The sequence below is a fragment of the Xanthomonas indica genome, assembly GCF_040529045.1.
GTDB lineage: Bacteria > Pseudomonadota > Gammaproteobacteria > Xanthomonadales > Xanthomonadaceae > Xanthomonas_A > Xanthomonas_A indica.
Genome location: NZ_CP131914.1, coordinates 4187795 through 4199679 on the forward strand (window position 1 = coordinate 4187795; position 11885 = coordinate 4199679).

Sequence of the window (11885 nt, forward strand, 5' to 3'; positions counted from 1 at the left end):
GCGACACCGCCAGGGAAGGCACCCTGCGCCGCCGCTGCACTTGCAGCGGCGGCGTTTGTTTTTGGGGTCATTGAAACGTGCGGAGTGCTGTAGATGAGCCGGCGCGGAACAGAACTGGTGTATCCCGTGACACGCGCGCGAAGCGGTCGCGGCTGAAGCCGCTCCTACGATAGCCGGATGACCCGTAGGAGCGGCTTCAGCCGCGACCGGGCACCGCCACCAGCAACCACGTCCCGCGCTGAAAGGCGGCGACCGCTACGCGCCGACCGTGCGGCCGATCGCCGGATCGCTCATGCTGGGGCGGCCGGTTTCGATGTGTCCGGCCAGACGCCGACGCCATTGCGGCAGGGTCGCGCTGTCGATGGTCAGGTCGTACCAGTGGTGCTGCGCCTGCAGCGGCAGGCGAAGGACGATGCGATCGCCTGCGGCCAGCGTAAGCGTCTGCTCGGTGCCATCGCCGCGGTACCCGTCGTGCACGCGCAGCGTGCACGGCTGCGTGCCGGCATTGCCGAGCATCAGCAGCAGGCACTGCGCGGCCGCATCGTAGTCGGCCTCCGCCTGCAGCCCGGCATCGCCGATCCCGTCGCCATGGAACTCGCGCAGGAACCCGTTGGGCCCGTGCACGCGCACCGCGTAGCCGGCATCGGCGGCATCGCCGCGCCACGCGCGCGCATCCTGCAGCTCGCTGTCGGCGGCGAGCGTGTAGAACCAGGGCCCGGCCATGCCACCGTCGGCGTAGGCATTGAGCGCCACGCCAGCGTCGCCGCGATTGCGCATGCGCAACACCCGCGCATCCGCCTGCACCTGCAGCCGCACGTCGAAATCGTAGGGCAACGCCCGCGCCGGGCGCTGGCCAGGCTCCTGCACCGGCAGCGCCTGTTGCGCAGGACGCTGCGGCGGCGGCAGCGTCGCGGTGGCGTCGATGCGGGCGATGTAGTCGCGGGTGTCCGGCAACGCCACCGGCGCCGGATCGTGGCCGACGAAGTCCAGCGTGGAGGTCAGATCGCCGGCAACGGCGCGGCGCCAGGGATTGATGTTCGGCTCCATCACGCCGAAACGGCGCTCCAGGAAGCGCAACACCGAGGTGTGGTCGAACACCTGCGAGTTCACCCAGCCGCCGCGGCTCCACGGCGACACCACCAGCATCGGCACCCGCGGCCCCAGGCCGACCGGCACGCCGTGATAGTCCTCGCCATGCAGGTCCACGTTGCTGGCGCCCAGCTCCGGCCGGATCGCCGGCAGCGCCGGCGGCACGTGGTCGAAGAAGCCGTCGTTCTCATCGTAGTTGATCAGGAACACCGTCTTCGACCAGACCTCCGGCGAGGCCGCCAGCACCTCCAGCAAGCGCGCGCTCAAGGATTCGCCATAGGCCGGCGTCGCCTCGGGATGCTCGCTGAGCAGATACGGCGCCACGATCCACGACACCTGCGGCAGCGTGCCGGCGCGCACGTCGCGCGCGAACGCCGCCACCAGATGTTCGCCGCGCGAGGCCTTGGCGTTGTCGGCGGTGGAGCCCGGCACGATGGCGCGGCCGCGGCGGTACAGCGGCGAGGCGCGGTCCAGCTTGCGAAAGTTGGCGAAGTACGGATGGCTGTTGTCGCCGTAGTTGTCGAATTCCTGATAGACCTGCCAGCTGACGCCGGCCGCCTGCAGACGCTCGGAGTAAGTGCTCCAGGTGTAGCCGGGGAAGCGCGGATTGTCGCGCGCCATGTCCGCGGTCCAGTTGCCGTCGTCGCGGTTGTTCACCGCCTGCTCGCCGTCGTTGCCGACGCTCAGCCCGCTGGTGCCGGTGAACATGTACATGCGATTGGGGTTGGTCGGCCCGAACAGCGAGGCGTGGTAGCCGTCGCAGAGGGTGAAGGCGTCGGCCAGCGCGTAGTAGAACGGCAGATCCTCGCGCTGGAAGTGGCCCATGCTCATGGCGCTCTTCTGCGCGATCCAGGCGTCGTGGTGTTTCCAGGTCTCGTGCGAGCCCTTCCAGTCGTGGTTGAGATCCTTCATCCACTGCGCGCTGCTGGTCTGGCTGTTGAGCCGGAACGGCAGCACATAGCGATCGCTTCCCTTGCGCTCGGGCTGGTACCAGACCGGCTTGCCGCTGGGCAGCCGCAACGGCCGCGGATCGCCGTAGCCGCGCACTCCGCGCAGGCAGCCGAAGTAATGATCGAAGGACCGGTTCTCCTGCATCAGGATCACCACGTGCTGCACGTCCTGCACCGTACCGGTGACCCGCGCCGGCGGCACCGCCAGCGCACTGCGGATGACGCCGGGCAACAGCGGCATGGCCGCGCCGGCCCCCAGGGCCAGGGACGCGCGGGCGAGGAAACGACGACGGCTGTGTTCGACCACGGGAAGCAGGACCGGCAACGAGCAAACGCTCAGGCGTCGGCCAGCCTAGCGCTGGTCGATGAAGCGGGTTTGACAGTTGGCCAGCGGCTGTCGAACAGCCGGCGGTCGCGACGCGCCAGCGACCAGACACCGCGCATCGAGGACATGGCACCGCCTCGCCGCTCAGCATTGGTTCGACAAGACAATGCGAGAAAGGCGACATGACCACCCTGATCCTCGCCCGCCATGGGCATGTCGACTGGATTGCACCCGAGCGCTTCCGCGGGCGCGCGGAACTGCCGCTATCGAAGCTTGGTGAGCTGCAGGCCGCAGCGCTCGCGACGCGCGTCGCGCAAAGCTGGGCACCGGACGCGATCTACACCAGCCCGCTGTCGCGGTGCGTACGGACCGGTGCTGCGATCGCGCAGACGACCGGCGTGCCGGCCAAGATACTGGAGGACTTGTCCGACATCGACTACGGCCAGTGGCAGGGGCTGACGCACGACGAAGTAACCGCGCGCTGGCCCGAGAGCGCGCGCACCTGGTTTGCGATGCCCGACCTCGCACTCATTCCAGGAGGCGAAACGCTGGCGGACGTGCTGGTTCGCGCCATGAAGGTGCTGCACAACATCCTGCATCATCATAGTGGCCAGACCGTCGTCCTGGTCGGCCACGACAGCATCAACCGGGTGCTCCTCCTGCAATGCCTCGGGCTTCCGTTGGCGCGCTACTGGCGTATCAAGCAGGAGCCGTGCTGCGTGAATGAAATCGCGATCGAGGAAGGCAACTTCACCCTGCATCGCCTCAACGAAACCCATCACACGCTGGGGCTTCGCGTCTAGTGCAATCCAACGCCCTTGCTTTCGGCGTTGGAAGGCACTGCCGTGCAGGCAATCGCGGTCGCGATTCACGACGATCCCATTTGTCCTAGCTGCTTCGCCAGCGCCGCAGCCTCCGCGATGGCCTTCTCTCGAATGGCCGTCACGTCGCCGAGCGCCGTGCCTTCCGCACGCACCGCTCGCACGTCAGAAAGACCAATCAGGGACAGGATGGTTTTCAAGTAGGGCAACAGGTAATCGTAATTTGCGCCATCGCCGTGCGAATAGATGCCTCCGCTGGCGACCAGCGCGATCACCTGTTTCCCGGCTGGCAGAAGGCCTTGTGGCCCCTCTGGCGTGTAACGGAATGTCTTGCCGGCACACACCACATAGTCGAGCCATGCCTTGACCGAGGCGGGCAACGAAAAGTTGTACATCGACAAGCCCATGACGATGACGTCGGCCTGTTCCACCTCGCGGATCAGTGCATCGCAGAGCGCCGCGGCCGCGTCGTCCGCCTGTTCCGGCCGGCCGAGATACAGAGGAAGCATCTCCGGCTGCATCGCCGGCAGTGGCTCCTTGACCAGGTCGCGCTGCACCACCACGGTCGCTGGATGAGCAAGCAGGTGCGCTTGCACGTAGGCATGCACCATTGCACGGGAAATCGAGCCAGACACATTGATGCTGCTGTTGAGAACGAGAAGCCGCGTCATCGAGAAACTCCGTCAGGAAAGATGCGCTACGCTAACGAAGCTCGAAAACTTAAAAAACTGCTGCCAACCTGATGATGACCATCAAGATTCCAGATGGAGATGCGTTCTCGCTCGATCAACTGCGCATTTTCATCGCGGCAGCCGACCACGGAAGTTTTTCTGCTGCGGCACGCGCACTGGGCAAGGCGCAATCGTTGGTGAGCCACAGCATTCAACGCATGGAAGAGCAACTTGGCGTGACGCTTTTTGACCGAAGCGCCTACCGCCCTGCGATCACGAGCGCCGGCAGTGCCCTCCTGACGCGGGCGCGTCGCATCTGCGACGAGGTGAATGTGTTCCAAGCGCTGTCGAGAGACCTGGCGTCTGGCGCCGAGGCGGAAGTCAGGCTGGCCGTGGACACGTTGTTCCCGATGTGTGACCTCTACCGCGCCTTACGCGCGTTCAGCACTGCCTGGCCAGCCGTTTCGCCCAGCGTGCTCATGCACAACGCAGGCGAGGCGGCGGAAAAGGTGCTGGACCGACAGGCCAGCATCGGCTTGTTGGACGGGACGTCCGAGGTTCACCCGGAGCTGGAAGCGGTGACCGTGGCCACCGTGCCGATCATTACCGTGGCCTCGGCACATCATCCTTTGGCCGCGATCGCGAAGACCGTCGCAGCGGAAGACCTGAAGGACCATGTGCAAATCGCCCTGCTCGATCCAGCGGCGAGGTCCAGAACGGACATGTCCTTCCATTCGCCCAATGTCTGGCACATCGACGACCTGGGCGCCGCCTACGGCATGTTGCTCGCCGGACTGGGATGGGGAGGCATGCCACAGCACATGGTGATCAACGACCTGGCGGCGGAACGGCTCGTCGAATTGGCCTCCGCGACCTGGAAATCCGACCAGACGCTTCGAATCACGGTGGCGAAACGCAAAGGCGCCGTGCTTCGGCCCGCAGCGGACTGGTTGTGGCGCCGGCTTGCAGGGATTGACTCCGGTCATCCAGGCCCACGAGCCCCTCTGTCCCAAGGCATGGAGCGCGCTCGATAGCGTCGCCGGCATGCGGGCCGACGCCAGATGCGCCGGATCGCCCGGGACTGGAGAGGGTGAGCAAGGACGACACGAGCCCAGTCGCCACAGCAGGTTGGCGTTATCGGGACACGGACACGGCGACCACAGCGGCGCGACAGCAGGAAAGGTCGCGGGACATCAACAGCGTGATTGTGGAGCGGTCCGGCGATTGCGGAGCGCGCACAGTGTCCCGGAAGCTTGCAGGACGTGGAGCGGGCGATGGGAATCGAACCCACGTCAGTAGCTTGGGAAGCTACAGCTCTACCATTGAGCTACGCCCGCGTTGCCGGTGCAGTCTATGCGTTGGGACGGGGGTTGCGCAAGAAATCGGCGCGATGCGGGCTGCAGCGCGCCATGGTGCCGAAGCAGCCGGCGATCATGAGCCGGCAAATGCGAAAGGGGCTTCAGTCCCGACGGCTCGCACTCTGAGCCGTCGGGGCTGAAGCCCCTCCCACAACAGGCATTGCTGCCCCTATACGGTACATCGCTCGCCCTACCCTGCCCGGCTCGCAGCCGGGCAAGGCGGGTGACGTCGGGCAGTGCTTAGAAGCTGCCGCCGAAGTTCACGAACAGCGAGGTGTCGTGCGCGCGCGACTGGCCGGTGGTGGTGGCGATGCCGACGTTGCTCTCAAAGCCCCACAGCTTGGTCCGCGCGCCCAGCACCACCGACGCGTAGTTGCGGTCGAAGTCGATGCCCGGCACCGCGTACTCGCCCAGGTCGGACATGGTCTGCAGCCACGCGGTGGCTTCCTGGTTCTTCTTGAACTCGTGGTCGTAGGTGGCCTGCAGGTACGGCTTCACCGTGCCGGCGTCGATGCTGGCCTTCCAGCCGATGCGGCCGACCATCGACTCGACGTCGCGGTCGCTGTAGCCCAGCGCGCTGGAGTTGGGGTTGCTCTCGGTGTAGCCGTCGAGCTTGACCTTCTGCCAGATCGCCGCGGCCACCGGGCCGTGCTTGAAGCTGCCTTCGCCGAACTCGTAGCCGCCCTGCAGCGCCGCGGTCAGGTTGCTGCCGTCCGGCGAGCCCTTGTGCTCGATGGTGGCCGGGCCGAGGTTGACCTTGCGGGTGACGTCGTAGCTCAGCCAGGTGTAGCTGACCTGGGCGTTGACCCAGGCATGCTCGCCGTACCAGCCGGCGAAGCCGCCCAGGGTGCTGTCGTCCTGGGTGTAGTCGCCACCGCGGTTGCCGAAGTCGGCATCGGTGCGACCGAAGCCGCCGAAGCCGCCGAACACCCACTCGCCGCGCGACCAGTCCACGCCGAACAGGCCGGCCGGCGCCATGCCGTCGTACAGGTCGCCGTGCTGGTAGCGCTGCATGTCGCCACGCAGGTTGCCCCACCAGCGCACGCCGTCCGCCTCCGGGCGGCCATCGACGTGCCAGGCGACCTGGTCGGCGCGCGAGCGGCCGACCATCTGCGCCGAGTGGGTCAGGATCTGCTGGGTGCGCGGGCCTTCCAGGATCGACAGCGCGTATTGCGCCAGCAGTTCGTGGGTGCGGCCGGTCGGATGCACGCCGTCGGCGAACACGTAGGTGTCGGCCGCGTCGGCGCTGACGTAGCTGGTCGGGTTGCAGGTCAGCGACTGCGCGGTGATCTGCGGCTGGCAGGCGGTGCCGGTGACGTTGCTGAAGCCGTAGGTGCCCGGGTTGGCCACCACTTCCTGCAGCAGGTGGAAGGTGTCGACCGGGATCACCCGCAGCCCGGCGCTCTTGAGGCCGGAGAACAGCGCGGTGTTGTAGGCGGTGGCCAGCGCGGTGCCCTGCGCCATCGCCGCGGCGCCGCCGGCGCGGAAGCGCGGGGTGATGCCGACGTCGGGCAGGTTGTTGACCATGACGTAGCGCGCGCCGGCGTTCTGCAGGCTGGCGACGATGCCCACTTCAGCGGTCACGGCATTGCCGATGGTGGCCTGCACCGGCGCACCGCCGGCGATCGCGAACAGGTCGTTGGCGCCGCCCCACACCGAGTACAGCGCATTCGGGTCGGCCTTGCCGCCGTTGGCGGCCAGGTAGTTGCTGGCCTGGGTCGCCAGCGACGGCGCCACGCCCAGGGCGCTGGCGTTGGCCACGCCGACGCGGGCATTGCCGGCGGCATAGTCGTCGCCGATCTGGCCGTTGCCGTTGGCGGCGGCGTTGGTGCCGTAGTACTGGGCCACGTACTGCGCCCAGACGAAGTCCGGGTTGGTGGTGAACTGGCCGGTCACCGCCTGCACCGAGGCCGGCAGCAGCGGACGGTAATAGCCGGCGTCGGTCAGGCTGTCGCCGAAGAACACGGTGCGGCTGTAGGTGGTGGACTGCGCGAACGCAGGCGCGGCGGCGAGCACGATCGCGGCGGCGAGCAGCGAGCGGAGCGGACGGACGGACGAAGTCATGGAAGCCCTCCCGGGCAGAAATGGAACACGAAGTGGAACGAAACCGAGGTGCGGCCGCACCATACGTCGCCGCATGGCCGGCATCATTTCACCTCTGCCGGACACGCTCACGTTGCACTGCCGCAAGAACACGACTCGCACGCCAGCGGGCGCGCATTGCACAATGATGGCATGAACATCGAATTGAACGGCAGACAATGCACGCTGGCGCCGGCCACCACGGTGGCCGCGCTGCTGCAGGCCGAGGGGCTGGGGCAGCGGCGGGTGGCGGTCGAGGTCAACGGCGAGATCGTGCCGCGAGGCGCGCACGCCGAACACGAACTGCATGCCGGCGACCGGGTCGAGATCGTGCACGCGCTGGGCGGCGGCTGAATCGCGCCGCCGCGCGCCACGGCGCGGACTCGGCAGGGCCGGTGCGATGGGCGATAATCCGCCGATGAACGCTCCCGCCCCCCACGATGCGCTGGTGATCGCCGGCAAACCCTACCGTTCGCGCCTGCTCACCGGCACCGGCAAGTTCGCCGATCTCGAACAGACCCGCCTGGCCACCGAGGCCGCCGCCGCGCAGATTGTCACCGTGGCGATCCGCCGCAGCAACATCGGCCAGAACCCGGGCGAGCCCAACCTGCTCGACGTGCTGCCGCCCGAGCAGTACACCATCCTGCCCAACACCGCCGGCTGCTATACCGCCGAGGATGCGGTGCGCACCTGCCGGCTGGCGCGCGAACTGCTCGACGGCCACAACCTGACCAAGCTGGAAGTGCTGGGCGACCAGCGCACCCTGTTCCCGGACGTGGTGCAGACGCTCAAGGCGGCCGAAATGCTGGTGGCCGACGGCTTCGAGGTGATGGTCTATACCAGCGACGACCCGATCCTGGCCAAGCGCCTGGAAGAGATCGGCTGCGTGGCGGTGATGCCGCTGGCCGCGCCGATCGGCTCCGGCCTGGGCATCCAGAACCGCTACAACCTGCTGGAGATCATCGACAACGCCAAGGTGCCGATCATCGTCGACGCCGGCGTCGGCACCGCCTCGGACGCGGCGATCGCGATGGAGCTGGGCTGCGACGGCGTGCTGATGAACACCGCCATCGCCGGCGCGCGCAATCCGGTGCTGATGGCCAGCGCCATGCGCAAGGCGGTGGAAGCCGGCCGCGAGGCGTTCCTGGCCGGGCGCATCCCGCGCAAGCGCTACGCCAGCGCCTCCTCGCCGGTCGACGGACTGATCGGGTGAGGCCGCAGGCATGACCGACCCGTTCTCCAGCGCCGGCGCCAAGACCCCGCCGAAACCCTTCACCGTCGAGGAAGGGCACCGCCAGGTACGCAGCTTCGTGCTGCGCCAGGGCCGCTTCACCCCGGCCCAGCAGCGCGCGTTCGATGCGTTGTGGCCGCGTTTCGGCCTGGCTTACAGCGGCCAGCCGCGCGACCTGGACGCCACCTTCGGCCGCAGCGCGCCCAAGGTGCTGGAGATCGGCTTCGGCAACGGCGCCGCCTTGCGCCATGCCGCGCAGCACGACCCCAGCCGCGACTACATCGGCATCGAGGTGCACGCGCCGGGCGTCGGCCGCCTGCTCAACGCCCTGGCCGAGGACGGTGCCGACCACGTGCGCCTGTACCACCACGATGCCGTGGAGGTGCTGCAGCACGAGATCGCCGACGGCAGCCTGGACGAGGTGCGCATCTACTTCCCCGACCCCTGGCACAAGAAGCGCCACAACAAGCGGCGCCTGCTGCAGCCGGCCTTCGCCGCGCTGCTGGTGCGCAAGCTGCGCGACGGCGGCCGCCTGCACTGCGCCACCGACTGGGCCGACTACGCCGAGCAGATGTGGGACGTGCTCGACGCCACCCCCGGCCTGGTCAACCGCGCCGGCCCGCGCGGCCACGTGCCGCGTCCGGACTGGCGCCCGCAGACCCACTTCGAGACCCGCGGCCAGAATCTGGGGCATGGGGTGTGGGATTTGCTGTATGACCGGGAATCGGGAACGGGGAATGGGGAATCGGAAGCGCCCTCGTCTGCCGCTCCCCGATAGCGTCGACCTGCGACGACCGGCCGCTTCTGCCATTCTCCATTCCCGATTCCCCATTCCCGGCCTCGCATGGACACCGCGCTGACGCTGACCACCGATATGAAGCTCGTGCTCGGGCTGGTGGGCTTCACCATGGCAATGTTCGTGTTCGAGCGGATCCGCGCCGACGTGGTGGCGCTGGTGGTGCTGGTGGTGCTCGGGGTGACCGGCCTGATCGCGCCGGAGGAGCTGTTCAGCGGCTTCTCCGGTAATGCGGTGATGAGCATCATCGCCACCACCATCCTCGGTGCCGGACTGGAACGCACCGGTGCGCTGAACCGGCTGGCGTCGTGGCTGCTGCGGCGCGCGCGCGGGGTCGAGGAGCGGCTGATGCTGCTGACCACCGCCATCGCCGGGCTCAATTCCTCGTTCATGCAGAACCCCTCGGTGATGGCGCTGTACCTGCCGGTGGCCTCGCGCCTGGCCGGGCGCACCGGGCTGACCCTGCAGCGGCTGCTGCTGCCGATCGCCGCGGCCATCGTGATGGGCGGCGCACTGACCATGGTCGGCAACTCGCCGCTGATCCTGCTCAACGATCTGCTGCAGTCGGCCAACAACAACCTGCCTTCGGGCATGGCCACCATCGAGCCGCTGCGCATGTTCGCGCCGCTGCCGATCGGCGTGGCGCTGCTGCTGGCCTCGCTGATCTACTTCCGCGTGCGCGGCGACAAGGCGCTGGCCGAAGAAGAGCGACTGATCAACGACGGCGTCACCCCGGCGCGCACCGAGAGCTACTTCGCCCGCACCTACGGCATCGAGGGCGATGTGTTCGAGCTGATCGTCAGCGCCGACAGCCCGCTGGTCGGCATGACCCTCGGCGAGGCCGAGACCGTGCACAACGCCCCCCTGCTGCTGGCCCTGAAGACCGGCAACGACACCCGCCTGGCACCGCCGGCGGACATGCGCATCTGGGTCGGCAGCGTGCTCGGGGTGATGGGCGCGCGCCAGCAGGTCGCCGATTTCGCGCAGAACCAGTTCCTGCGCCTGTCCTCGCGCCTGCGCAACCTGGGCGACCTGTTCAACCCCAGCCGCGCCGGCATCTCCGAGGCGGTGATCCCGCCGACCTCGCGGTTCATCGGCAAGAGCGCGGCCGAGCTGCGGCTGCGCAAGCAGGCCGGCATCAGCCTGCTGGCGATCAACCGCGACAAGCAGGTGATCCGCGAGGACGTGCGCAAGGTGCCGCTGCGCGCCGGCGACATGCTGGTGTTCCACAGCATCTGGCAGGACCTGGCGCAGGCCTCGGAAAGCCGCGATTTCGTGGTGGTCACCGACTACCCCAAGGGCGAGCACCGCCCGCACAAGTTCAAGATCGCGATGACGATCTTCGCCCTGACCATCCTGATCGCGCTGACCTCCAAGCTGCCGGTGGCGCTGACCCTGATGACCGGCGTGGCCGGCATGCTGCTGACCGGCGTGCTGCGCATGGACGAGGCCTATGCCTCGATCAACTGGAAGACCGTGTTCCTGATGGCCGGGCTGATCCCGCTGGGCTGGGCGATGGACAGCAGCGGCGCGGCGGCCTGGGTCGCCGGCCACACCATCGCGCGCTTGCCCGAGGGCATCCCGGTGTGGGCGCTGGAGATCGCCCTGGGCCTGCTGACCACCGCGTTCTCGCTGGTGATCAGCCACGTCGGCGCGACCATCGTGATGGTGCCGATCGCGGTCAACCTGGCGCTGGCGGCCGGCGGCAATCCCACCGCGTTCGCGCTGATCGTGGCGCTGTCGGCGTCCAACAACCTGATGACCGCGTCCAATCCGGTGATCTCGATGATCACCGGCCCGGCCAACTACCAGCCGCGCGAACTGTGGCGCGTCGGCGGTCCACTGTCGCTGATCTACACCCTGGTGGTGGTGCTGATGGTCAACCTGATGTCGATGGGCTGGTGGCACGCGCTGTAGCGCGCGCCTGCCAGGCCCAATGCGAAGAGCCGTGGTTGCGCCTGCCAGTGGCTGCGTCACCGCTCGGGCGAACGCAGGTCGACGTCCCCGTTCTTCCTCGCCCCGGGCGCGCGCAATCGCGGCGCGACATTCGCAGGATGGATGACACGCCCTAGACCAGCACCACCTGCCCTGCCTGCACGTCCACCGGCACCGCGTGCAGGCTCTGGCCGCGGCACGGGCCGGACACGCACAGGCCGTCCTGCAGGTCGAACGCGGCGCCGTGCGCGGCGCACACCACATGGCCCTCGTGGCTCTTCAGGAACTGCCCCGGCGCCCAGTCCAGGCGGCGCCCGGCATGCGGGCACACGTTCAACCACGCGCGCACACTGTCGCCTTCGCGGTACAGCAGCAGCGATTCGGACTCGCCGCCGAGCAGCGCCTCGGCCTCGGCCAGTTCGCCGGGGACGAGGTCGTGCAGCGACGCCAGCACGTTGGAAGGGTCGGTCATGGGCTACAGGCGCGCACAGCGATGGGGCCGCAATTCTGGCACGGACGCGCGGGCCCCGCGCCGGCGCGCGGCTTCACTCCGCGAGGACATGCAAGCGGTTGAACGCAAAGTGTTAATTTTTCGCTTAACGAAGTTTTCACTCCGTCACATAAAAC

The 11885-nt window shown here is 68.0% G+C and carries 10 protein-coding genes and 1 tRNA gene; 6 read left to right on the plus strand and 5 right to left on the minus strand.

Features of this window, described 5'->3' with window-relative positions:
- Nucleotides 1–255: 255 nt before the first annotated feature.
- Nucleotides 256–2280 carry a phosphocholine-specific phospholipase C gene (locus Q7W82_RS18040; protein WP_242161012.1) on the minus strand — a complete coding sequence of 675 codons (2025 nt, stop codon included), beginning with the start codon at nucleotides 2278–2280 and terminating at the stop codon, nucleotides 256–258.
- A 266-nt stretch (nucleotides 2281–2546) separates the two neighbouring features.
- Here Q7W82_RS18040 and Q7W82_RS18045 point away from each other — a divergent pair, with 266 nt between their 5' ends.
- Nucleotides 2547–3167: a histidine phosphatase family protein gene (locus tag Q7W82_RS18045; protein WP_242161011.1), complete on the plus strand. Its 621-nt coding sequence runs from the start codon at nucleotides 2547–2549 to the stop codon at nucleotides 3165–3167.
- Nucleotides 3168–3232: 65 nt separating this feature from the next.
- On the opposite strand, the gene Q7W82_RS18050 is transcribed toward Q7W82_RS18045, so the two are convergent.
- On the minus strand, nucleotides 3233–3856 hold the full coding sequence (locus Q7W82_RS18050; protein ID WP_242080567.1) for an NAD(P)H-dependent oxidoreductase: 624 nt from the start codon (nucleotides 3854–3856) through the stop codon (nucleotides 3233–3235).
- Between the two features lie 74 nt (nucleotides 3857–3930).
- Here Q7W82_RS18050 and Q7W82_RS18055 point away from each other — a divergent pair, with 74 nt between their 5' ends.
- The gene (locus tag Q7W82_RS18055) at nucleotides 3931–4890 is read left to right on the plus strand and encodes a LysR family transcriptional regulator (protein WP_353949500.1); all 960 of its coding nucleotides are present in this window, start codon (nucleotides 3931–3933) and stop codon (nucleotides 4888–4890) included.
- Between the two features lie 229 nt (nucleotides 4891–5119).
- Here Q7W82_RS18055 and Q7W82_RS18060 read toward each other — a convergent pair.
- Together Q7W82_RS18060 and Q7W82_RS18065 are read right to left on the minus strand one after the other, a co-directional pair.
- Nucleotides 5120–5193 (minus strand) — tRNA-Gly (locus Q7W82_RS18060).
- A gap of 261 nt (nucleotides 5194–5454) precedes the next feature.
- Entirely contained in the window at nucleotides 5455–7278 is a 1824-nt protein-coding gene (locus Q7W82_RS18065) for an autotransporter domain-containing protein (RefSeq protein ID WP_242161009.1), read from the minus strand.
- A gap of 171 nt (nucleotides 7279–7449) precedes the next feature.
- Here Q7W82_RS18065 and thiS point away from each other — a divergent pair, with 171 nt between their 5' ends.
- The 4 genes from thiS to Q7W82_RS18085 all read left to right on the plus strand — a co-directional run bounded on the left by thiS (nucleotide 7450) and on the right by Q7W82_RS18085 (nucleotide 11240).
- On the plus strand, nucleotides 7450–7650 hold the full coding sequence (gene thiS / locus Q7W82_RS18070; protein WP_017914741.1) for a sulfur carrier protein ThiS: 201 nt from the start codon (nucleotides 7450–7452) through the stop codon (nucleotides 7648–7650).
- Nucleotides 7651–7714: 64 nt separating this feature from the next.
- Nucleotides 7715–8509 carry a thiazole synthase gene (locus Q7W82_RS18075; protein WP_019796478.1) on the plus strand — a complete coding sequence of 265 codons (795 nt, stop codon included), beginning with the start codon at nucleotides 7715–7717 and terminating at the stop codon, nucleotides 8507–8509.
- Between the two features lie 10 nt (nucleotides 8510–8519).
- Nucleotides 8520–9305: a tRNA (guanosine(46)-N7)-methyltransferase TrmB gene (gene trmB, locus Q7W82_RS18080; RefSeq protein WP_242161008.1), complete on the plus strand. Its 786-nt coding sequence runs from the start codon at nucleotides 8520–8522 to the stop codon at nucleotides 9303–9305.
- Between the two features lie 66 nt (nucleotides 9306–9371).
- Nucleotides 9372–11240 carry an SLC13 family permease gene (locus Q7W82_RS18085; RefSeq protein ID WP_019796679.1) on the plus strand — a complete coding sequence of 623 codons (1869 nt, stop codon included), beginning with the start codon at nucleotides 9372–9374 and terminating at the stop codon, nucleotides 11238–11240.
- 151 nt (nucleotides 11241–11391) lie between these two features.
- On the opposite strand, the gene Q7W82_RS18090 is transcribed toward Q7W82_RS18085, so the two are convergent.
- Nucleotides 11392–11730 (minus strand): Rieske (2Fe-2S) protein, encoded by a 339-nt coding sequence (locus Q7W82_RS18090; RefSeq protein ID WP_242161007.1) that lies wholly within the window; start codon nucleotides 11728–11730, stop codon nucleotides 11392–11394.
- Between the last annotated feature and the right edge of the window lie 155 nt (nucleotides 11731–11885).